This window comes from Marinactinospora rubrisoli (assembly GCF_042664915.1).
In the GTDB taxonomy this organism is placed as follows: domain Bacteria; phylum Actinomycetota; class Actinomycetes; order Streptosporangiales; family Streptosporangiaceae; genus Marinitenerispora; species Marinitenerispora rubrisoli.
On sequence record NZ_JBHTBH010000007.1, the window covers coordinates 317,726 to 339,646 of the forward strand.

Below are 21,921 nucleotides of genomic sequence, written 5' to 3' on the forward strand. Positions count from 1 at the left end.
ACCACTGATGGCTGCAGCTCCGCGGCGCGGCGCCGGTGGCGAGCGGCGTGACCGCCGTGACGATCGCCGCGGCGGCGCCGCAGACAAGGGTGTCTCCTACATCGAGCGTGTGGTGACCATCAACCGGGTCGCCAAGGTCGTCAAGGGCGGCCGGCGCTTCAGCTTCACCGCCCTGGTCGTCGTCGGCGACGGCAACGGCATGGTCGGTGTGGGCTACGGCAAGGCCAAGGAGGTCCCCGCCGCGATCGCCAAGGGTGTGGAGGAGGCGAAGAAGAACTTCTTCCGCGTCCCGCGCATCCAGGGCACGATCACGCACCAGGTGCAGGGCGAGGACGCGGCCGGTGTGGTGCTGCTGCGCCCGGCCGCTCCCGGTACCGGTGTCATCGCGGGTGGCCCGGTGCGCGCCGTGCTGGAGTGCGCCGGCATCCACGACGTGCTGAGCAAGTCGCTCGGTTCGTCCAACCCGATCAACATCGTGCACGCGACGGTGACCGCGCTGAAGGGCCTGAACCGTCCCGAGGAGATCGCGGCGCGCCGCGGCCTGCCCATCGAGGACGTCGCTCCGGCCGCCATGCTGCGGGCCCGTGCGGAAGCGAAGGCGGGGGCCTAGGTCATGGCGAAGCTGAAGATCACGCAGGTCCGCTCCAAGATCGGCGGCAAGCAGAACCAGCGCGACAGCCTCCGGTCGCTCGGACTCGGGCGAATCGGCCGGTCGGTCGTGCGTGAGGACCGTCCCGAGGTTCGCGGCCAGATCAACGTGGTCGCGCACCTCGTCACCGTCGAGGAGGTCGCCGAATGAACGACTATTCTCCCGACGAGCTGCTCAAGATCCACCACCTGCGGCCCGCTCCGGGCGCCAACAAGGCCAAGATCCGCAAGGGTCGCGGCGAGGCGTCCAAGGGCAAGACCGCAGGTCGTGGCACCAAGGGCACGAAGGCTCGTTCCACCGTGCCGGCCGGCTTCGAGGGCGGCCAGATGCCGCTCATCCGCCGGGTCCCCAAGCTCAAGGGCTTCAGCAACGCCCGGTTCAAGACGACCTACCAGGTCGTCAACCTGGACCGCCTGGGCGAGCTGTACCCCGAGGGCGGCGAGGTCACCGTCGACAGCCTGGTCGCCAAGGGCGCGGTTCGCAAGAACCAGCCGGTGAAGGTGCTCGGCACCGGCGAGATCTCGGTCGCCGTGCGGGTGAGCGCGCACGCGTTCTCCACGTCGGCGAAGGAGAAGATCGCCGCTGCCGGTGGTTCTACCACCGAGCTGTAGCGGAGACTCGTATAGTTGAGTCCACGGGGCGTCTGCCGGGTACTCCCATAAGGTTGGGGAAACCGGCCGGCGCCCCGTTATCTTTTAGGGAGAGCGGCGGGTTACCTGGCGATCGGCCTTGTCGCACGCGTAGTGAGGTCGCCGTCACGCGTCACCTGTCGAACGGCTGTTAAAGTGCCATCTGCTTACGAAGAGAACTCCCGGGCTCGGGGCGCCGGCTCCGAGCTGATGTCCAACGACCACTCAGGATCGGCCGCGATGTCTCGAACCGGCTCCGCCGCCGCCGAAGCCTCGCAGGAGGAGACGTGCTAGGTGCGTTCGTCCGTGCGTTCCGCACGCCTGACCTGCGTAACAAGCTGCTGTTCACCCTTTTCATCCTGACCATCTACCGGCTGGGGTCGGTGATCCCCGCCCCGGGCATCAACCCGGACGCGATCCGGCAGTGTCTCCAGGGGGCGCAGACCGAGGACACCACCGGGCTGTACTCCCTGGTCAACCTGTTCAGTGGCGGCGCGCTGCTGCAGCTGGCCATCTTCGCGCTGGGCATCATGCCCTACATCACCGCGAGCATCATCCTGAACCTGCTCACGGTGGTGATCCCGCGGCTGGAGGCCCTCAAGAAGGAGGGCCAGGCCGGGCAGGCCAAGATCACGCAGTACACGCGGTACCTGACCGTGGCGCTGGCGCTGCTGCAGTCGACCAGCATCATCGCGATGGCCCGAACCGGCCAGCTCTTCCAGGGCGCGTGCCTGCCCTCCAGCTACATGCCGAACCAGGACCTGCTCACGCTGATCACGATCGTGTTCGTGATGACCGCGGGCACCTGCGTCATCATGTGGTTCGGCGAGCTCATCACCGAGCGCGGCGTGGGCAACGGCATGTCGCTGCTGATCTTCACCACGGTGATCGCGGTGTTCCCGTCGTCGATGGCGCGGATCTGGAGCGAGCAGAGCCCGTGGATCTTCGCCATCATCTGTGTCGCCGGACTGGTGCTGATCGCCGGTGTGGTCTTCATGGAGCAGGCGCAGCGCCGGATTCCGGTGCAGTACGCCAAGCGGATGGTCGGCCGGCGGATGTACGGCGGCAGCTCCACCTACATCCCGCTGAAGGTCAACCAGGCCGGTGTCATCCCGGTCATCTTCGCGTCCTCGCTGCTGTACCTGCCGCAGCTCGCCATCGGGCTGATCGGCCAGGACAGTGACAGTCCGGTCGTGGACTTCCTCTCGACCTACTTCGGCCCGACCGGCACCCACCCGGTCTACATGGCCACCTTCTTCGCGCTGATCGTCGGCTTCGCGTTCTTCTACGTCGCGATTACCTTCAACCCCGCTGAAGTGGCCGACAACATGAAGAAGTACGGTGGGTTCATCCCGGGCATCCGCCCCGGGCGTCCGACCGCCGAGTACCTGGACTACGTCCTGACCCGGCTGACGACTCCCGGTGCGCTCTACCTGGGTGTGATCGCGCTGTTGCCGATGCTGGCGCTCGGGGCGTCCGGGGCCAGCGCGAACTTCCCGTTCGGTGGCACCAGCATCCTGATCATGGTCGGTGTCGGGCTGGACACGGTGAAGCAGATCGAGAGTCACCTCCAGCAGAGGAACTACGAAGGTTTTCTGCGATAGTGCGTGCCGTATTGGTGGGACCCCCGGGAGCCGGAAAGGGCACCCAGGCCCAAATCTTGGCGTCCGAATTGTCTATTCCGAAGGTGTCGACCGGAGACATCTTCCGTGCCAACGTCAGCGGCGGCACAGAGCTGGGTAACCTCGCCAAGTCCTACATGGACCGAGGGGACCTGGTCCCTGACGAGGTGACCAACGCGATGGTGCGGGACAGGCTCGCCGAGCCGGACGCCCGGGAGGGCTTCCTGCTCGACGGCTTCCCCCGCAACGTCGCCCAGGCAGAGTGGCTGAACAAGACGCTCGACGACGCCGGCCGCGGCCTCGACGTCGTCCTTGAGCTGAAGGTCGACGAGGAGGAGGTCGTCAAGCGGCTCTCCGGGCGGCGCACCTGCCGTGCGTGCGGGCACGTTCAGCACATGGCCTACGACCCGCCGAAGCGGGCGGGCGTGTGCGACGTGTGCGGAGGCGAGCTCTTCCAGCGCGATGACGACCGCGAGGAGACCATCCGGCACCGGCTGGACGTCTACCGGGAGCAGACCGAGCCCCTGGTGACCTTCTACGCCAACGCCGGGGTGCTGGTGGGGATCGAGGCCACCGGAACGGTGGACGAGGTCACCGGTCGCGCCCTGGCCGCGCTGAGAGCCCGGGCGTGATGTTCCGCAAGGCACAGCCGGAGATCCAGCTGAAGAGCCCGGCCGAGATCGCGAAGATGCGGGCGGCCGGCCGGGTGGTCGCGGACACGCTCGACACGCTGCGCGCGGCGGTGCGGCCGGGGATCAGCACGCTGGACCTCGACACCATCGCCGAGCGCGGCATCCGCGCGGCGGGCGCCGTGCCGTCCTTCAAGGGCTACCACGGCTTCCCGGGCTCCATCTGCGCCTCGGTCAACGAGGAGGTCGTGCACGGCATCCCCCGGGCGGACAAGGTGCTGCGCGAGGGCGACATCATCTCCATCGACTGCGGGGCCATCCTCGACGGCTGGCACGGCGACTCCGCCATCACGGTCGCGGTCGGCGAGGCGGATCCGGCCGATGCCGAGGTCATGCGGGTCTGCGAGGACGCCATGTGGGCCGGCGTCGCGGCCATGCGCGTCGGCGCCCGGCTCGGCGACATCGGCCACGCCATCGACTCCGCCATCTCCCGGCGTGGGCGCTATGGCAACGTGCAGGAGTACGGCGGCCACGGGATCGGCACCGAGATGCACATGGAGCCGCACGTCCTCAACCACGGCCGGCCCGGCCGCGGGCTCGCCCTGGTGGCGGGCATGTGCCTGGCCATCGAGCCGATGGTCAACCGGGGCACCCGGCAGGTGCTGCAACTGGAGGACGGGTGGACCGTGGTCACCCGTGACGGCAAGCGGTCCGCGCACTTCGAGCACTCCGTCGCGGTCACCGAGGACGGCCCGGTGGTGCTGACGGCCCGGGAGGAGAACCGCGAGCGGATCGCCGCCCTAGGGCTGCCGGACCCTGGTTTCTGACGCACCGGCCGGGGTGGGAGGAGCAGCACCCCGGAGCCCGAGGCCCGTCGCCACTACGATGGCGGTGACGGGCCTCGCGCGTGGGAGCGGGCGGGGCGGTCCGAAGCAGGAATGGGTGGATGACCGTGTCCGAGATCTCCCCGGAGACCAGGGCCTCCGACGCCGACCGCGACCGCGTCGCACGGCGGCTTCAGGAGCACTTCGCCCAGGGGCGGCTGGAGAACGAGGACTTCACCGAGCGCCTGACGCGGGTGTATCGCGCCCGTACCGAGGCGGAGCTGGACCTGATCACCGCGGACCTGCCCGAGCGCGACCTCGCCGACCTGCGGCCCGCGCCGCGGCGCACCTCGGCACGCCCCCCGCGGCGTCGTGGCGTGCTGCGCGAGCCCACGGTGCTGATCCCCTGGCTCATCTGGGGCGGGGTCAACACGCTGTGCTTCACCATCTGGCTCATCACCGTGGCCACGGGCGCCCACGACGGCTACCCGTGGTGGATCTGGGTGGCCGCGCCGTGGGGCGTCGTCATGCTGTTCGTCACCCTGGGGATCGCGGCGGTGCGCAGGTCGGTCGAGCCGGAGGACGGCGACGGCTAGCGGCGGCGGCCGGCGACGTCGGCGCTGTCAGGAGCGGGTAGACTTGTCGTGCCCACACGCGGGCTGTTGGGTCAGTGTTGGGTCACTCTGCTTGGTTCATCAACATCCGTCGCGTTGGCGTATGCTATTGCAGTTGACCTGATCTTCCAGCGTTCTTTCGAAGCGGAGCCGACTCCGAACCGAGACGGCCCCGCGTGAACGCGTGCCGGTCACCCGGCAGGAGTCCCGTCGGGTTACATACGTCAACAAAGTCGATGAACGAAGCGTGGAGGACATGGCCAAGAAAGACGGCGCCATCGAGATCGAGGGCTCCGTTATCGAGTCCCTACCCAACGCTATGTTCCGAGTGGAGCTCGACAACGGGCACAAGGTGCTTGCCCACATCAGCGGCAAGATGCGGATGCACTACATCCGTATCCTCCCCGACGACCGGGTCGTCGTGGAGCTGAGCCCCTACGACCTCACGCGCGGGCGCATCGTTTACCGCTACAAGTAGCCGCACCGTCGCCGCCCGGCCTGAGCGCAGGCGGCGCGCGAGGTGCATCGAGTCCGGAGCCACCATGAAGGTCAAGCCGAGCGTCAAGAAGATCTGCGCGAAGTGCCGGGTGATCCGCCGCAACGGCCGGATCATGGTCATTTGCGCGGACCCGCGCCACAAGCAGCGGCAGGGCTGAGCGAGCCCCGCTTCCTGAACGCACCATCCGCCTCGCGGACCGCCGGTCCGTAGGCACAGCAGAACCGCAAGACCCGTTCCGGTTCCCGCGCGCGCCGCACGGCGCCCGGGAAGAACCCCTGGTCGGAGGCCGGGGCCTCGTCGATTGGGCGACGAGAGGACGGCGAACGGGACAGACCTCCGCTACAGCACTGAAGGAGTTCGCCCAGATGGCACGCCTCGAAGGCGTCGACCTTCCCCGCGACAAGCGGGTGGAGATCGCTCTCACCTACGTTTTCGGGATCGGTCGCGCCCGCGCCGCCGAGACCCTCCAGAACACCGGGGTCAACCCCGACACGCGCGTCCACCAGCTGACCGAGGAAGAGCTGGTCAAGCTGCGCGAGTGGATCAGCGCCAACTACAAGGTCGAGGGCGACCTGCGCCGCGAGGTCCAGGCCGACATTCGCCGCAAGATCGAGATCGGCTGCTACCAGGGCATCCGGCACCGCCGCGGCCTCCCGGTCCACGGTCAGCGCACGCAGACCAACGCGCGCACGCGCAAGGGCAAGAAGAAGACCGTGGCCGGCAAGAAGAAGGCCGGGAAGAAGTAGTCCGCCCCGGGCCCGGACGAGCGCAATTCGTCCGGACCGTCAACGGATCGATGATCTTGGGAGTTATGCAGAATGCCGCCTAAGGGCCGTCAGCAGGGCGCCGCGCGCAAGGTGCGTCGCAAGGAAAAGAAGAACATCGTCCACGGGCACGCTCACATCAAGAGCACGTTCAACAACACGATCGTGAGCATCACCGACCCGAGCGGTGCGGTGATCTCGTGGGCCAGCTCGGGACAGGTCGGTTTCAAGGGGTCGCGCAAGTCCACCCCGTTCGCCGCGCAGATGGCCGCCGAGGCCGCCGCGCGCCGCGCCCAGGAGCACGGGGTGCGCAAGGTGGACGTTTTCGTCAAGGGCCCCGGGTCCGGCCGCGAGACCGCCATCCGTTCGCTGCAGGCCACCGGCCTGGAAGTGGGCTCCATCCAGGACGTCACGCCGGTTCCGCACAACGGCTGCCGTCCGCCGAAGCGGCGCCGGGTCTGACCCGGTTCCGTACAACACGCCGTGTCGGCCCGGGGCCTGAGGGTCCCGGGGCCGGGCACCAGGCTCCGCAACCGCGGGGCTGACCAGTGACCGTCATATAGCGGGCGGTCGTGGGAAAGGAAGACGGACCATGCTGATCGCTCAGCGTCCCACCCTGACCGAGGAGTCGGTCTCCGAGTTCCGCTCCAAGTTCGTCATCGAACCCCTGGAGCCGGGCTTCGGCTACACCATCGGCAACTCTCTGCGCCGGACCCTGCTGTCGTCCATCCCCGGTGCCGCTGTCACCAGCATCCGCATCGAGGGCGTCGAGCACGAGTTCACCACCGTGCCCGGCGTCAAGGAGGACGTCACCGAGGTCATCCTGAACCTCAAGGGCCTGGTGGTCAGTTCCGAGCACGACGAGCCGGTTCTGATGTACCTGCGCAAGCAGGGCCCCGGGGTCGTCACGGCGGCCGACATCGCGCCGCCGGCGGGGGTCGAGGTGCACAACCCCGACCTGCACATCGCGACCCTGAACGGCAAGGGCAAGCTGGAGATGGAGCTGACGGTCGAGCGCGGCCGCGGCTACGTCTCGGCGACGCAGAACAAGCAGCCCGGCCAGGAGATCGGCCGGATTCCGATCGACTCCATCTACTCGCCGGTGCTGCGGGTCACCTACAAGGTGGAGGCGACCCGTGTCGAGCAGCGGACCGACTTCGACCGTCTCGTGCTGGACGTCGAGACCAAGCCGTCCATCCGGGCGCGCGACGCCGTCGCGAGCGCCGGAAAGACGCTGGTCGAACTGTTCGGCCTGGCGCGCGAGCTGAACGTCGACGCCGAGGGCATCGACATGGGCCCGTCGCCGACGGACGCCGCCCTGGCGGCGGACCTGGCGCTGCCGATCGAGGACCTGAACCTCACGGTTCGCTCCTACAACTGCCTGAAGCGCGAGGGCATCCACAGCGTGGGTGAGCTCGTGGCCCGCTCCGAGCAGGACCTTCTCGACATCCGGAACTTCGGTGCGAAGTCCATCGAGGAGGTCAAGCAGAAGCTCATCGACATGGGCCTGTCGCTGAAGGACTCCCCGCCCGGATTCGACCCCACCAGCGCGGCCGACTCCTACGGGTCCGAGGAGGACGACCAGTCCTACGTCGAGACCGAGCAGTACTAGAAGACGTCGCCCATGGTCCACGACCGAGTGCTGGTCGAGGATCGCACCACTAGGAGAACGACACCATGCCCACGCCAACGAAGGGGCCGCGCCTGGGTTCCGGCCCGGCTCATGAGCGGCTCATGCTGGCGAACCTGGCGACCTCGCTGTTCCAGCACGGTCGTATCAAGACCACGGAGGCCAAGGCCAAGCGCCTGCGTCCGTACGCGGAGAAGCTCATCACCCTGGGCAAGCGCGGTGACCTGCACGCGCGTCGGCAGGTGCTGACGAAGATCCACGACAAGAGCGTGGTCCACGAGCTGTTCACCGAGATCGGCCCGCGGTACGAGAACCGCAACGGCGGCTACACGCGCATCACCAAGATCGGGCCGCGCAAGGGCGACAACGCCCCCATGGCCGTGATCGAACTGGTGGAGGCGCTGCCGGCCACGGCCGGCACGGCCCAGTCCACGCAGGAGGCCCCGGCGGCCGCTCCGGAGACGGGCGCGCAGCCCGCCGAGGAGACCGCCGAGACCACCGCTCCGGCGGCGGAGACCGCTCCGGAGGCGGCGGCCGAGGACAAGTCCGAGGAGAAGGCCGAGGACGGCAAGGAGTGACCCGCTGAGGACGCGACGCGTCCTCGGTCACCCGACCGTGAGAGCCCGCCACCGCTCGGTGGCGGGCTCTCGCACTGCTGGGGAGAAGGAGCAGGATGACGGAGGACCGCGACGGCGCCGTGCGGCCGGTCAAGTTGCGGCTGGACATCGCCTACGACGGCACCGACTTCTCCGGCTGGGCCGCCCAGCCGGGCCGGCGCACGGTGCAGGGCACGCTGCAGGAGGCCGTCGGGCGCGTGCTGCGGTTGCCAGAGGAGCCCGCCATCACCTGCGCGGGGCGCACCGACGCCGGGGTGCACGCCCGCGGCCAGGTGGCGGAGGTCAGCGTGCCCGCGGACGTGTGGGCCGCCGAGGGGGACCGGCTGCTCCGGCGGCTGGCCGGCGTGCTGCCGTCCGACGTGCGGGTCGGCGCGGTCCGCCCGGCACCCGAGGGGTTCGACGCACGGTTCTCCCCGCTGTTCCGCCGCTACGTCTACCGGGTCAGCGACGCCCCGGCCGGAGTGCCGCCACTGCGTCGGCGGGACGTGCTCTGGCACAAGCGCCCGCTGGACCTCGACCGGATGAACGCGGCCGCCGCCCGGCTGGTGGGCGAGCACGACTTCGCCGCGTTCTGCCGCCGCAGGGAGGGCGCGACCACCATCCGCGAGCTGCTCCGGCTGCACTGGGTCCGTGAGGAGGAACACCTGTACGCCGCGACCGTGCAGGCCGACGCCTTCTGCCACAACATGGTGCGGGCGCTGATCGGCGCGCTGCTGGCGGTGGGCGACGGCCGCCGGGAGATCGAGTGGCCGCGCCGGGTGCTGGCCGCGGGCGTCCGCGACTCCGCGGTGCACGTGGTGCCGCCGCACGGCCTGAGCCTGGAGGAGGTCCGCTACCCGCCCGAGGCCGAACTGGCGGAGCGGGCGCGCGCCACCCGGCGGGTCCGGACCCTGCCGGGGGAGTGACACGGCCGGGTCACGTGGCCGCGCGTTGGAGTGAATCGCTCGGGACAGGTGCACCATTCCCGCAGGCCGTCGGTGTGGTCGTGTTCGCCGGTGGTGGGGAGCTCGATATCCGAGGCGCGCCGCCGAGCGGCCTTCGAGTATGTCGGTGAGTCTCGGGACGGCCGAGCTACGGGTCCGGGTGCGGCGTGCCGCTCCGCGACACCGGCTCTCGCACACCGTGATCCGGGGCGATGCGCCGCGTACCCCGCAGACGGTCGGACGGGACGTCCGCGTGGACTCCCGGACGTGCCGCCGTGCGGTCCGGACGCGAGCGTCGCCGGTTCCCGTCGGCGTCGGCCGGAACAGGCAGCGGCGGACCGTTCCCCGAACGGACGGTTCCGCCGCCACGCCGGGCATCCGTCCCGGGGAGGCGCCGGGTGCCGGGCGGCACCCGGCGCCGCGTCCTGCGGACCTGGTCCGTTGGATCGTTGATGGGGGATCTCTGAAGCTGCCGCGCCCATGACGAAGGGGGTCGAGGATCGGTGTGTGAAGACTGCGGTCGACGCCCTTCTGAGCGCACTCGACGTCCGACTGGACGACCATGTGCCCCCTTCGCGCAATGAGCCCGCCGGGGCGCCCCTGCCTGCTCACTGACGCCGAACCGGTGTGCGTAACCGTGACCCAGGTCCTGCTCCGGTGCGATTCCGAGCACCTCGAAGCTCAGGCTGATGGACGGCGCCCCCGTCCGCTGCGGCGCCTCCCGGAGCGCCACGCCGCGCGTATCACCGAGGGGCGGTGGGGTCGTACCGGCCGGCGCGTCCGCGCGCTGAACGCGGCGGTCCGGCGCGACTGGCCGGTGGGCGCCCCGGTCGAGCGGTCATTGATCGCGTACGACCACTGACCAGGGCATTTCCCAGCGACGATCTAGGCGGCGCGGTCGCCCAGCGGGACGAGCGGGAGGTTGACGAACTGGCCGCTCAGCTCGGCGAGGTCGGCGGCGTCGCCCCCGGGGGTGCGGCCGTCCGCGTTCGCGGCCAGCGCGAACACGACGTACCGGCCCCACGTGGCGCCGGAGCCGTGGCCGCCGGCGACGTCCATGCGCTCCGCACCGCTGCCGTTCTGGCCGGCCAGACCGGCGAACCACTGGGACGAGGCGAGGTCCTGGCCCTCCTGCGCGGCCTGGGCCCCGTCCTGGTCGGCCATCGCCGCCACCCCGACCGTCACCGCGCGGGTGCGGTCCTCGTTGACGTAGGACGCCCGCACGACCTGGCGGCACTCGTTGTCGACGAGCACCTGGCCGTAGTCGCCGTGCGTCACGGTCTCGCACCGTTCGGTGTCGTCGGTCTGCACCCGGGTGAAGGTCTGCCCGTCCACCTCGATGCTCTCGGCGCCGAACACGTCGTCCACCTGGAGCGGGTCGGGGTCGACGCTCTCGTCGGCGACCTGGCTGACCTCGTACTCGCCGGGGCCGGAGGAACCCTGGGTGGCGAGGACGAAGGCGCCGATGCCGCCGAGCAGCACCAGGGCGCCGAACCCGGCGCCGATGAGGATCTTCGGCGACGGCCCGCCCCGGCGGCCGGTGCCCGAACCGCCGCCGCGTGGCCGGCCGCCGCGGGCGTCACCGCCCGGATCGGCGGTGAAGCCGGACATGTCGAACTGGGCGGTGGTGGAACCGGTGTCGCGTGGGGGAGCCTCGTCGCGGAACATCGGCCGGCCGCCGAACACGTCGTCGGCCGGCCGGCTGGGCGGAGGTTCGTCGCGCACCGGGGGGATGGTCTGGGTGGCGCCGTCGTCGGTCACCGGCGGGATGAACTGGGTGGCGCCGTCGTCCGGTCCCGCGCCGGGGTACGGGTTCGGTGGGCCGGGCTCGGGATGGCGGGGACCGCCGGGCGGGACCTGTGGGCCCGAGGCGCCGGGCGGGATGACCCGTCCCTGCAGCGGATGCTGGCCCCCTGTCGGCGACTGGCCGGGCCACGGGGGCTGCTGGCCGCCGGGGTAGGGCGGCTGCGGCCCCGTGGGCGGACGCTGGCCGCCGCTCGGCGCGTCCACCGGCGGGCCCGGCCACCCGTACGGCCGCTGCGGCCCGGACCCGGGTCCGGCGGGCGGCAGCGCCGCCGGGCCACCGTCCGGGAGCGGGCGCGGCGGGGCCGCGTGCGGGGGCTGGCCGGCCGGGTCGCCCCATGACGGAGCGGCGGGGGGCTGCTGGCCGTAGGGAGTGGCGTACGGCGCCTGCGGGCCGGTGGGCGGGCGCTGGCCGCCGGTCTGCGGTCCCTGGCGTCCCGGCGCGCCCCAAGGGCCCTGGTGGCCGGGCGGAGGCAGGTGCGCGGGCCAGCCGGGCGGCGGCTGCGGCGCCGGGCCGCCGGGCGGCGCGGTTCGGGGGTCGTCCGGCGGCTGGGCGGCCGGGGGCGGGTCGGCGGAGAACAGGTCGTCCCAGGGGGCGCTCTGCTGCCGGCCGGCCTGGTCGGCGGTCACGGGCGGGGACGGCGGTCGTCCGGGGTGACCGGGACGGCCGTCCTGCGGCTCATTCGGATGCGGTGCGATGGGAGAACTCCGGAGACTGTCCATGGGCGGCGGCTGATGCTCCCGCCTCCGGCGCGAGCGGACGGACCGCGGCGGCCGGCCGGTCGTGCGGGCCGGGCGCGGACCCGGCCGGTTGCGGCGGGCCGCCCGGGCGACCGGGGAGGCGGATGAGGCGATCGATCGGGGCGCTGCCCGGCTTCCCCGTGATCGACCTTGCGACGCTGAGGCCGCCGGCTGCGGCGGCGGGGGACGGGAGAACGGCGGCTGACCGGCTTCTCGGGATCAGGCGGGGCGGGGCCGGTGGAACCGGCCGTGTGGGCTGAGGATAGCCGTTCTCCGGGCGAGCCGTCCGCGCCGGGGCGGACGTGAGCCACCGTGGACCCGCTATGCTCGCACGGAGCCGGCCTCGGGCGGTCCGGCGCGCGTGCTCCTTCGCGATGATAGGCGTCCCGTCCTCCCGCCGCCATGACGCCGCCCACCACCACGGACGCGGCCTCCGGGCGGTCCGCGCGCCGCGCGGCGACGGGCGTTCCCGGCGTGGCCGAAGCACTCATCCGACAAGGCATAATGAGTGTGGAGTCATCACGGATCGCGGTGCGACCACATGTCGGCCCATGGGCCACATGCAATATGATCATGGGCCGTTTTGACCTGTGGCGCATCTGATCGGTACGATGTTCCGTCGTTGTGCGTTGAGTTGCCGTGGGTTCCCACACCTTCTTGTTGGGTGCCGATCACGCTTCATCGTCCACGCATCCGACCACCGGGCTGGTCCGCCGCAGCGGGCGGTCCGGACCAGCAATTACGAGTATCTCCATCTCCGTCCGCGGGGATGGCGCCCGCCGACTGAGACGAAGGCTTACGATCGTGCGCACATACAGCCCTAAGCCCAGCGATGTCCAGCGTCAGTGGCACGTCATCGACGCCAGCGATGTCGTGCTCGGGCGGCTGGCCAGCCACGTCGCCACGCTGCTCCGAGGCAAGCACAAGCCGTACTACGCTCCGCACATCGACACCGGCGACTTCGTGATCGTCGTGAACGCCGAGAAGGTGGCGCTGACCGGCAACAAGCTGGAGCAGAAGCGGGCCTACCGGCACTCCGGTTACCCCGGCGGTCTGCGTTCCGTCGCCTACAGCGAGCTCCTCGCCAAGCACCCCGAGCGCGCCATCGAGAAGGCCGTGAAGGGCATGCTGCCGAAGAACTCCCTGGGCCGCCAGATGGCCAAGAAGCTGAAGGTGTACGCCGGCGCGGAGCACCCGCACCAGGCCCAGAAGCCGGTGCCGTTCGAAATCACGAAGATCGAGCAGCCGGCCTAGGCGTTCGCGAGACTGAAGGAAGTACGAGGAGAACCGTGGTCGAGCCCACCGGTACCGAAGACGTCGCCAACCAGGACGTGTCCTACGAGGACAACCCCGAGGAGTTCCCCGCTGAGTACACCAGCGAGACTCCGGACGCCCCCGGCTACGGGGTGGCGCCCGTCGCGGCGGGTCCCGCCGCGGGCACCGGGCGTCGCAAGCGGGCCATCGCGCGCGTCCGCATCGCGCCGGGGTCCGGCGAGTGGAAGATCAACGGCAAGCCGCTTGAGGTCTACTTCCCGGACAAGGTCCACCAGCAGCTGATCAAGGAGCCGCTGGCCGCCCTGGGACTTGAGGACGCCTACGACGTCGTCGCCCGCCTCACCGGTGGCGGCACCAGCGGTCAGGCCGGTGCCCTGCGGCACGGTCTCGCCCGCGCGCTCGCCGACCAGGACCGCGAGAACAACCGCCCGGTCCTGAAGAAGGCCGGCCACCTCACCCGTGACGACCGCAAGGTCGAGCGGAAGAAGGCCGGTCTCAAGAAGGCCCGCAAGGCTCCGCAGTACTCCAAGCGGTAACCGGACCGCCTGGTCCTCCCCGCCGATGTTCATCGGCTCGCAGCTACGGCCCGTCGGCCGCCCGTCATCGCGAACGGGCGGTCCGAGCGGGCCGTAGCCGTTTTCCGGCGCCGGTGGGCGCGGCCGACGTCCGCCCGCCGGTGTTCGTCGTTCTCCATTACATGCCGGTTGACAGTCCGGTTCGTTGAGTTAAGGGGCGATTCGTTGGTGGCTCGGCTGTTTGGTACTGACGGAGTCCGGGGGGTCGCCGGGCGCGACCTGACAGCGTCGCTGGCGCTGGATCTGGCCACCGCCGCCGCGCAGGTGCTGACCGACGGGGAACGGGAGGGGCCGCGGCCGCTCGCCGTCGTCGGCCGTGATCCCCGGGCGTCCGGGGAGTTCCTGGAGGCGGCCGTCGTCGCCGGGCTGGCGAGTGCGGGCGTGGACGTCGTCCGGCTCGGGGTACTGCCCACCCCGGCCGTGGCCCACCTCACCGACGAGCTGGGAGCCGACTTCGGGGTCATGCTCTCCGCGAGCCACAACCCGGCCCCGGACAACGGCATCAAGTTCTTCGCCCGCGGTGGCCACAAGCTCCCGGACGCGGTCGAGGACGCGATCGAGGCGCGGCTCGGCCAGCCGGTGACCTCCGCGGTCGGCGCCGACGTCGGCCGGGTCACCGACGCCGCCGACGGCGCGGAGCGCTACATCCGGCACGTCGTGGCGAGCCTGCCGCACGGCCTGGAGGGCCTGAAGGTCGTGCTCGACTGCGCCAACGGAGCCTCCCACCAGGTGGGCCCCGAGGCGCTGCGGCGCGCCGGGGCCGAGGTGATCACCATCGGCGACCAGCCCAACGGCCTCAACATCAACGAGGGCTGCGGCTCGACCCACCTCGACACGCTGCGCGCCGCCGTGCTGGAGCACGGCGCCGACGCCGGCATAGCCCATGACGGGGACGCCGACCGCTGCCTGGCGGTCGCCGCGGACGGCAGCGTGGTGGACGGCGACCAGATCCTCGCCATCCTCGCCCTGGAGCTCCAGGAGGCCGGGCGGCTGGCCGGGGACACCCTCGTCGTCACGGTGATGTCGAACCTGGGCCTGAAGCTGGCGATGCGCACGGCCGGCGTCAACGTGGTGGAGACCCCGGTGGGCGACCGCTACGTCCTGGAGGCGATGCGCGCCGGTGGGCACTCCCTCGGCGGCGAGCAGTCCGGCCACGTGGTGCTGCTCGACCACGCGAGCACCGGCGACGGCCTGCTGACCGGCCTGCACCTGCTGGGCGCGATGAGCCGCCGGGGATTGTCGCTGGCCGAACTCGCCAAGGTGATGACCCGCCTCCCCCAGGTCCTGGTCAACGTCCGTGGGGTCGACAAGAGCCGCGCCGCGACGTCCCCGGAGATCGCCGCGGCCGTGGCCGAGGCGGAGACGGAACTGGGCGACCAGGGGCGGGTGCTCATCCGCCCGAGCGGGACCGAACCCATGATCCGTGTGATGGTGGAGGCGGCGGCGCAACCGCACGCGCAGGAGGTGGCGGACCGGCTGGCCGGGGTGGTCCGCTCGGCGCTGGGGTGACCCGCGGCGGAAGGTGATCGTCCGTGGGCGGCCGGTGGCCGCGCCACAGCGGTGTCCGGCCGCCGGGCCGCACCGGCGGCCCGAGGTGGCCGCGCCGGTCGCGCCGCCCTCAAGGTCCGCCGGTGGAGTGGCGGCGCGGCTGGATCTTTCGCCAGGAGGCGGGTTCCTCCGGCACGGTACGGGGGTTGATGCCCGCCTCCTCGGCGACGGCCGCCTCCGGGCGGCCCTTCGTGAACAGCCAGGCATCGAAGAGCGGCTTGAGCTCGGCCCCGGAGACGGCCTCGGCGTGCGCGATGAACTCGGCGATGCTCGCGTTGCCGTACCGGTGTTCGGCCAGCCAGGTGCGCAGGATCTCGAAGAACGCGGCGTCGCCGACCTCGGCCCGCAGCGCGTGCACGGCGAGCGCGCCGCGCTGGTAGACCGCCGGTGCGAACAGGCGGCCGGCGCCCAGGTCGCCCGGGGGGACCTGCCAGAACTCGTCGTCGGCGGGATGCAGGTGGTAGACCCAGTCGGCCAGCTCCCGGACGGTGCCTTCGCCCTCGTCCTCGGACCACATCCACTCGGTGTAGGTGGCGAAGCCCTCGTTCAGCCAGATGTCGGACCAGTCGGCGACCGAGACGCTGTTACCGAACCACTGGTGGGCGATCTCGTGCGCCACGATGTAGGTGTTGGGGCCGCGGCGGAAGAACCGGGGCGAGTAGACCGGCCGGGTCTGGGTCTCCAGGGCGAAGCGAATGCCGGCGGCCGTGGCGATGCCGCCGGTGGAGGTGAACGGGTAGCGGCCGAAGAGCTCGCTCTCCCACTCCACGATCTCGCCGGTGCGCTCCAGGCTGGCCCGGGCCGCGGCGAGGTCGTCGCCGAGGTCCGTGTCGTAGGCGGTGACGACCGGCAGGCCGTCCGACATGCGGGCGGTCCGCACCTGGTACCGGCCGATGGCCATCGTGGCGAGGTAGGTGGCCTGCGGGGCGGTTTCCCGCCAGGTGTAGCGGACCCGGCCGTTGTGGACCGTGGTGTCGGTGAGAACGCCGTTGCTCACCACCTGGAGACCTTCGGGGACGGTCACGCGTACGTCGAAGGTGGCCTTGTCGCGCGGGTGATCGTTGCTGGGGAACCACCACCACGCGGACTCGGGCTCGCCCACGACGACCGCGCCCTCGCGGGTGCGCCACCAGGCCGTGGTGCCGTGCCGGGTGATCTGCGATGGGGTGTCGGCGTACCGCACCACGGCGGTGAGCCGCCGGCCCGCGGCCACCGGGCGCGCCGGGACGACGGTGAGCTTGTGGTCGTTCGAGCGGTGGGTGGCCGGTTCGCCGTTGACCCGCACCGACTCCACGTCGAGCAGGAAGTCCAGCGAGAAGTGGGGGAGGTCCTGCGTCGCGGTGGCGTCGATGGTGGCGGTACCGGCCAGCAGGTCGGTCGCGGGTTCGTAGTCCAGCCGCAGGTCGTAGTGCGCGACGTCGTAGCCCGGATTCCCGTAGTCGGGAAAGTAGCGGTCGCCGATCCCGGCCGCGGGCGTCGCCGCCGTGGAGGCGGCGAGCGTGGTGCTGAGCAGCAGCGCACCGGCGGCGATCCCGCCGCCGCGCCGGAGCCGCGTCCGGTCCATGACCTGCCCCCTCGCCGGGTGCGATGAGTAGCGATATGGACACGATACGTGGTCGGACTGCCGGCTACGGGTACACCGCCGGCCGCGTGGCCCGGCAACGACGATGGGGGCGGCCCCTCGCGGAACCGCCCCCATCGCGCGGCCCGGCCGGGACCGCCCGTCGCCGTCACTCCACGGTGACGCTCTTGGCCAGGTTGCGCGGCTGGTCCACGTCATTGCCCTTCGCGAGGGCCAGCTCGCAGGCGAACACCTGCAGCGGCACCGTGGCTACGACCGGCTGCAGCAGGGTGGGCACCGCCGGAATCTCGATGAGCTGGTCGGCGAACGGCCGCACCGCCTCATCGCCCTCCTCGGCGATCACGATGGTGCGGGCGCCACGGGCGCGGATCTCCTGGATGTTGGACACGATCTTGTCGTGCAGCACCCCGCGCCCCTCGCGGGACGGCACCACGACGACCACGGGCAGGCCCTTCTCGATGAGCGCGATCGGGCCGTGCTTGAGCTCGCCGGCGGCGAACGCCTCGGCGTGCATGTAGGCCAGCTCCTTGAGCTTGAGCGCGCCCTCCATGGCCACGGGGTAGCCGACGTGCCGCCCGAGGAAGAGCACGGTGTCGCAGTCGGCCAGCGAGCGGGCCAGCGCGCGGACCGGCTCAACGGTGGCGAGCACGCGTTCCACCTGGTCCGGCATGTTGGCCAGCTGCTCGATGATGGCGTTGATCTCGTCGCCGAACTTCAGGTTGCGCACCTGCGCCAGGTAGAGGCCGATCAGGTAGCAGGCCACCAGCTGGGTGAGGAAGGTCTTGGTCGCGGCGACGCCGACCTCGGGCCCGGCGTGCGTGTACAGCACCCCGTCCGACTCGCGCGGGATCGTGGAGCCGTTCACGTTGCAGATGGCCAGCACCCGGGCGCGCTGCTCACGCGCGTAGCGCACGGCCATCAGGGTGTCCATGCTCTCGCCGGACTGCGAGATGGCGATGACCAGGGTCTGCCGGTCCAGGATCGGGTCGCGGTAGCGGAACTCGCTGGCCACTTCGACCTCGCACGGGATCCGGCACCAGTGCTCGATCGCGTACTTGGCGATCAGGCCCGCGTGGTAGGAGGTGCCGCACGCGATGATGACGATCTTCTCGATGTCCCGCAGGTCGGCGGGGGTGAGCCGCATCTCGTCCAGCGTGAGGGTCCCGTCCACGCCCACCCGGCCCAGGAGGGTGTCGGCCAGCGCGCGCGGCTGCTCGACGATCTCCTTGAGCATGAAGTAGTCGTAGCCGCCCTTCTCCGCGGCGGAGGCGTCCCAGTCGACGTGGTACTCGCGCACCGGCGCCGGGTTGCCGTCGTAGTCGGTGACGGTCACCGAGTCGCGGCGCAGCTCGACCACCTGGTCCTGCCCGAGCTCGACGGCGTCGCGGGTGTGCGCGATGAAGGCGGCCACGTCGCTGGCCAGGAAGTTCTCGCCCTCGCCCCGGCCGACCACCAGCGGGGAGTTGCGGCGTGCCGCGACCACCAGGTCGGGGTCGTCCACGCTCAGCGCGACCAGCGTGAACGCGCCCTCAAGCCGCCGGCAGACCGCGCGCATGGCGGCGGCGAGGTCGTTGTCGCCGCGGGCCTTGAGTTCCTGGCTGAGCAGGTGCGCGGCCACCTCGGTGTCGGTCTCGGAGCTGAACTTGCAGCCGCTCTCCTCCAGTTCGAGGCGCAGCGAGGCGAAGTTCTCGATGATGCCGTTGTGGATCACGGCCACCCGCGCGTCGTTGTCGACGTGGGGGTGGGCGTTGACGTCGGTGGGTCCACCGTGCGTGGCCCAGCGGGTGTGCCCGATCCCGATCCCGTCGGCCGAGCGCGGAGTCCGCTCCAGCGCCGCCCGCAGGTTGGCGAGCTTGCCGGCCCGCTTCTCGGTCTCCAGCCTGCCGTCGGCGAGGACGGCGACCCCCGCGGAGTCGTACCCCCGGTACTCCAGCCTGGCGAGACCGTCCACGACGACCTCAAGCGCCGGTTTTGGCCCGACGTAGCCAACGATTCCGCACATGAGCGCCAGAGTAACCAATCACGAGGGGTCCTCCGGCCCTCTCCGGGACTAGTCCATTCGGGATTTTCGCAGGTGGCGGTATAGACCACAGGGGAAGGTGCGGCCTGCTCCCGCACGTCACGCCCGGCCTCGGGTCGCCGCTGCCCCGGTCGCGCGGCGGCCGAGCGGGGACCGAAAAAAGTTCTGGTCACATCCGGCGCGGAGGTCTCGGCCGCCGGATCGCGCAGGCCGGTGGGGGGACCGCCGGTGCGCACCGTCTAGGGTGGGCAACCGTGTCTCATGCGACGAAGAACGGATTCTCGACGCCGTACGTCGAACTGGACCGTCCGGCCTGGGCGGCGTTGCGCGCGGCGACCCCGCTGTCCCTGACCGAGCCGGAGCTGGACGCGCTCCGCGGGACGGCCGACCCCACGTCGCTGGATGAGGTGCGCGACATCTACCTGCCGCTCTCCCGGCTGCTCAACCTCTACGTCGAGGCCACCCGGCAGCGGCACGCCGCGGTGCGCAGTTTCCTCGGTGAGGACGACCGTCCCATGCCGTTCCTCATAGGCGTGGCCGGCAGCGTCGCCGTCGGAAAGTCCACGGCCGCCCGCCTGCTGCGGGCGCTGCTCGCCCAGTGGCCGGACCACCCGAACGTGGAACTGGTGAGCACCGACAACTTCCTGTACCCCAACGCGGTGCTGCAGGAGCGCGGCATCATGAACCGCAAGGGCTTCCCCGAGAGCTACAACCGGCGGGCGCTGGTGCGCTTCGTCTCGGACATGAAGGCCGGCGCCCCGCAGTCCGAGCTGCCGGTCTACTCCCACCTCGCCTACGACATCGTGCCGGGCGCGGTGCAGACCGTCCACCGGCCGGACATCCTCATCGTCGAGGGCATCAACGTGCTCCAGCCGCCTTCACCCGGGCACCTCGCGGTCGCGGACTTCTTCGACTTCTCCATCTACGTGGACGCCAAGGTCGAGCACATCCGCTCCTGGTACCTGGACCGGTTCCTGGAGTTGCGCCGGACCCGCTTCGAGGACCCGCGGTCCTACTTCCACGCCATCGCCACCACGGTCGAGGACGCCGAGGCCCGTGAGTTCGCGCTGAACACCTGGCGGACCATCAACGAGGTCAACCTGGTGGAGAACATCGCCCCGACCCGGGGCCGGGCCACCCTGGTGCTGTACAAGGGGGCCGACCACCGCGTGCAGCGCGTACGGCTGCGCAAGACCTGACCCCGGACCCCGCGCGCCGGGCGGCCCGCCGCGGCAGCCTCCGGCCGTCCGGCACTTCATGGCGTCATGTCGGGAACGCGGCGGTTCCGGGGTGCGTCCAACGGCGCACAACACCGTCGGCCGGCCGTCCGGACGGGCGTCTTTCGAACCGCCCGGCCCGCCGGTCGCGGGAGCGGACGAAGCGGGGGGAGGCCGGGATGGCAGCAGCCGACGCATCGCGACGGCGGAGTTCCTCGGTGGTGGTGATCGGAGCGGTGGGCGCGCTCTCCCTGGCGGTGGCCGGGTGCAGCGGCCAGGACGACCGGTCCGTCACCGCCTACTGCGTGGACCGGGACGAACGGAACTCCAGCGGGGCCTACCAGGTCGTGGACGAGGACCGCTGCGACCACCGCGACTCGGACTCCGGTGGCTCCGGCGGTGGGTACTACGGTGGCTACCACTATTACTACGGCGGCACCCCGCGCAGCGGCTACGTCAGCGGCGGTAGCCTGACCCGCCCGCGCGACGTCACCATCCAGACCCAGCGGGGCGTCACCATCCAGCGCGGCGGCGCGGGCGGCCGCGACGGCAGCGGCGGAATCGGGGGCTGACCGCGTGATCCGCCGCAGTGGCAACCCGGTCCGCCCCGGCTGGGCGGAGATCGTCGAGGCGCAGGGCCTCGGTTTCCACCGGACCGTGCATCCGGAGCACCTTGACCGCCCGTACTGGGACGAGTCGGTGCACTACGAGTTCGAGCTCGCCGAGGTGCTGCGGCTGGAGCAGGTGGTCGAGGAACTGCACGAGATGTGCCTGGCGGCGGTGGAGCACGTCGTCGCGGAGGACCGGTTCGCCGACTTCGGCATCCCGGAGTGGGTGGCTCCGTGGATCCGGGCGTCCTGGCGGCGCCGCGACCCCCACGTCTACGGCCGGTTCGATCTCTGCTACGACGGCGCCGGCCCGCCGAAACTCCTGGAGTACAACGCCGACACCCCCACCTGCCTCGTCGAGTCCGCCATCGTCCAGTGGCACTGGCTGCAGGACCGGTTCCCCGGCGGCGACCAGTGGAACTCGCTGCACGAGCGGCTGGTGGACCGCTGGGCCGAGCTGCGCTCGCGGCTGCCCGGCGACGGCACGGTGCACTTCGCCTGGACCAACGAGGACGTGACCGGAGAGGAGGCGCTGACCACCGCCTACCTGCAGGAGACGGCGGAGCAGGCCGGGCTGCCCGTGGTGGGCATCGCGCTGGAGGACGTCGGCTGGGACCACGTCGCCCGGGAGTTCGTGGACCTGCGCGAGTACGCCATCAGCGCCGTCTTCAAGCTGTACCCGTGGGAGTGGCTGGTGCACGACCGGTTCGGGCCGCTCATCCTGCAGCACCTCCAGACGCTTCCGTGGATCGAGCCGGTCTGGAAGATGGTGCTGTCGAACAAGGCGCTCCTGGCGGTCCTGTGGGAGCTGTACCCGAACCACCCCAACCTGCTGCCGGCCCGGCTCGGCGATCCCGGCTCGCTCACCTCCTACGTCGCCAAGCCGCTGCTCGGCCGTGAAGGGGCGAGCATGCGGATCGTGACGCCCGACGGGGAACTCGCCCGGACACCGGGCGGCTATGGCGCCGAGGGGTACGTCTTCCAGGAGTTCCACCCGCTGCCGGACTTCGACGGGCAGCATCCGACCCTCGGCACCTGGGTCGTGGGGGACGAGGCCGCCGGGCTGGGCATTCGCGAGACGTCCGGGCTGATCACCGACGACACCTCCTCCTTCGTCCCGCACCTGATCCGGCCCTGAGCGCCGGGCGGTGC

Annotated in this window: 23 protein-coding genes and 1 pseudogene; 21 read left to right on the forward strand and 3 right to left on the reverse strand. The window is 71.1% G+C overall.

What is annotated here, in order from left to right; translation table 11 throughout:
- Positions 1–7 precede the first annotated feature (7 nt).
- The 15 genes and pseudogenes from rpsE to ACFQRF_RS27735 form a co-directional block, all read left to right on the forward strand.
- Complete coding sequence (gene rpsE / locus ACFQRF_RS16730; RefSeq protein ID WP_114396139.1) at positions 8–610, forward strand: 30S ribosomal protein S5; 603 nt, start codon at positions 8–10, stop codon at positions 608–610.
- 3 nt (positions 611–613) lie between these two features.
- On the forward strand, positions 614–799 hold the full coding sequence (gene rpmD, locus ACFQRF_RS16735) for a 50S ribosomal protein L30 (RefSeq protein ID WP_379872023.1): 186 nt from the start codon (positions 614–616) through the stop codon (positions 797–799).
- On the forward strand, positions 796–1,260 hold the full coding sequence (rplO, locus tag ACFQRF_RS16740) for a 50S ribosomal protein L15 (RefSeq protein WP_379872024.1): 465 nt from the start codon (positions 796–798) through the stop codon (positions 1,258–1,260). The genes rpmD and rplO overlap by 4 nt, the downstream gene beginning before the upstream one ends.
- A gap of 305 nt (positions 1,261–1,565) precedes the next feature.
- Entirely contained in the window at positions 1,566–2,882 is a 1,317-nt protein-coding gene (secY, locus tag ACFQRF_RS16745) for a preprotein translocase subunit SecY (RefSeq protein ID WP_379872025.1), read from the forward strand.
- Positions 2,882–3,532 carry an adenylate kinase gene (locus tag ACFQRF_RS16750; RefSeq protein WP_379872026.1) on the forward strand — a complete coding sequence of 217 codons (651 nt, stop codon included), beginning with the start codon at positions 2,882–2,884 and terminating at the stop codon, positions 3,530–3,532. The genes secY and ACFQRF_RS16750 overlap by 1 nt, the downstream gene beginning before the upstream one ends.
- Positions 3,532–4,356, forward strand: coding sequence for a type I methionyl aminopeptidase (map, locus tag ACFQRF_RS16755; RefSeq protein WP_379872096.1), 825 nt, complete (start codon positions 3,532–3,534; stop codon positions 4,354–4,356). Before ACFQRF_RS16750 ends, map begins: the two co-directional genes overlap by 1 nt.
- 125 nt (positions 4,357–4,481) lie before the next feature.
- Complete coding sequence (locus ACFQRF_RS16760; RefSeq protein ID WP_379872097.1) at positions 4,482–4,949, forward strand: DUF1707 SHOCT-like domain-containing protein; 468 nt, start codon at positions 4,482–4,484, stop codon at positions 4,947–4,949.
- A gap of 274 nt (positions 4,950–5,223) precedes the next feature.
- On the forward strand, positions 5,224–5,445 hold the full coding sequence (infA, locus tag ACFQRF_RS16765) for a translation initiation factor IF-1 (protein ID WP_017593374.1): 222 nt from the start codon (positions 5,224–5,226) through the stop codon (positions 5,443–5,445).
- Positions 5,446–5,509: 64 nt separating this feature from the next.
- Positions 5,510–5,623 carry a 50S ribosomal protein L36 gene (rpmJ, locus tag ACFQRF_RS16770; RefSeq protein WP_114396133.1) on the forward strand — a complete coding sequence of 38 codons (114 nt, stop codon included), beginning with the start codon at positions 5,510–5,512 and terminating at the stop codon, positions 5,621–5,623.
- 208 nt (positions 5,624–5,831) lie between these two features.
- A complete protein-coding gene (rpsM, locus tag ACFQRF_RS16775; protein ID WP_379872027.1) occupies positions 5,832–6,212 on the forward strand; it encodes a 30S ribosomal protein S13 in 381 nt (126 codons plus the stop codon).
- A gap of 72 nt (positions 6,213–6,284) precedes the next feature.
- A complete protein-coding gene (rpsK, locus tag ACFQRF_RS16780; protein ID WP_379872028.1) occupies positions 6,285–6,692 on the forward strand; it encodes a 30S ribosomal protein S11 in 408 nt (135 codons plus the stop codon).
- A gap of 130 nt (positions 6,693–6,822) precedes the next feature.
- Complete coding sequence (locus ACFQRF_RS16785; protein ID WP_379872029.1) at positions 6,823–7,842, forward strand: DNA-directed RNA polymerase subunit alpha; 1,020 nt, start codon at positions 6,823–6,825, stop codon at positions 7,840–7,842.
- Between the two features lie 65 nt (positions 7,843–7,907).
- Complete coding sequence (rplQ, locus tag ACFQRF_RS16790; protein ID WP_379872030.1) at positions 7,908–8,438, forward strand: 50S ribosomal protein L17; 531 nt, start codon at positions 7,908–7,910, stop codon at positions 8,436–8,438.
- Positions 8,439–8,533: 95 nt separating this feature from the next.
- The gene (truA, locus tag ACFQRF_RS16795; protein WP_379872031.1) at positions 8,534–9,382 is read left to right on the forward strand and encodes a tRNA pseudouridine(38-40) synthase TruA; all 849 of its coding nucleotides are present in this window, start codon (positions 8,534–8,536) and stop codon (positions 9,380–9,382) included.
- A 742-nt stretch (positions 9,383–10,124) separates the two neighbouring features.
- A pseudogene (locus ACFQRF_RS27735) lies at positions 10,125–10,262 on the forward strand (IS982 family transposase); the annotation flags it as partial.
- 23 nt (positions 10,263–10,285) lie between these two features.
- Here ACFQRF_RS27735 and ACFQRF_RS16800 read toward each other — a convergent pair.
- Positions 10,286–11,833, reverse strand: a complete 1,548-nt coding sequence (locus ACFQRF_RS16800) for a hypothetical protein (RefSeq protein WP_379872032.1) — start codon at positions 11,831–11,833, stop codon at positions 10,286–10,288.
- Between the two features lie 915 nt (positions 11,834–12,748).
- On the opposite strand from ACFQRF_RS16800, the gene rplM reads away from it, so the two are divergent.
- From rplM to glmM, 3 genes are all read left to right on the forward strand, one after another.
- Entirely contained in the window at positions 12,749–13,198 is a 450-nt protein-coding gene (gene rplM, locus ACFQRF_RS16805) for a 50S ribosomal protein L13 (protein WP_379872033.1), read from the forward strand.
- A 35-nt stretch (positions 13,199–13,233) separates the two neighbouring features.
- Positions 13,234–13,755, forward strand: coding sequence for a 30S ribosomal protein S9 (gene rpsI / locus ACFQRF_RS16810; protein WP_379872034.1), 522 nt, complete (start codon positions 13,234–13,236; stop codon positions 13,753–13,755).
- Positions 13,756–13,962: 207 nt separating this feature from the next.
- Positions 13,963–15,303 (forward strand): phosphoglucosamine mutase, encoded by a 1,341-nt coding sequence (gene glmM / locus ACFQRF_RS16815; protein ID WP_379872035.1) that lies wholly within the window; start codon positions 13,963–13,965, stop codon positions 15,301–15,303.
- A 109-nt stretch (positions 15,304–15,412) separates the two neighbouring features.
- Here glmM and ACFQRF_RS16820 read toward each other — a convergent pair whose 3' ends face one another.
- Positions 15,413–16,906 (reverse strand): M1 family metallopeptidase, encoded by a 1,494-nt coding sequence (locus ACFQRF_RS16820; RefSeq protein WP_379872036.1) that lies wholly within the window; start codon positions 16,904–16,906, stop codon positions 15,413–15,415.
- A gap of 166 nt (positions 16,907–17,072) precedes the next feature.
- Positions 17,073–18,926: a glutamine--fructose-6-phosphate transaminase (isomerizing) gene (gene glmS, locus ACFQRF_RS16825; protein WP_379872037.1), complete on the reverse strand. Its 1,854-nt coding sequence runs from the start codon at positions 18,924–18,926 to the stop codon at positions 17,073–17,075.
- A gap of 272 nt (positions 18,927–19,198) precedes the next feature.
- On the opposite strand from glmS, the gene coaA reads away from it, so the two are divergent.
- From coaA to ACFQRF_RS16840, 3 genes are all read left to right on the forward strand, one after another.
- Complete coding sequence (coaA, locus tag ACFQRF_RS16830; RefSeq protein ID WP_379872038.1) at positions 19,199–20,143, forward strand: type I pantothenate kinase; 945 nt, start codon at positions 19,199–19,201, stop codon at positions 20,141–20,143.
- Positions 20,144–20,340: 197 nt separating this feature from the next.
- Positions 20,341–20,733 carry a hypothetical protein gene (locus ACFQRF_RS16835; RefSeq protein ID WP_379872039.1) on the forward strand — a complete coding sequence of 131 codons (393 nt, stop codon included), beginning with the start codon at positions 20,341–20,343 and terminating at the stop codon, positions 20,731–20,733.
- 4 nt (positions 20,734–20,737) lie between these two features.
- Positions 20,738–21,907, forward strand: coding sequence for a glutathionylspermidine synthase family protein (locus tag ACFQRF_RS16840; RefSeq protein WP_379872040.1), 1,170 nt, complete (start codon positions 20,738–20,740; stop codon positions 21,905–21,907).
- The last annotated feature ends 14 nt before the right edge of the window (positions 21,908–21,921 follow it).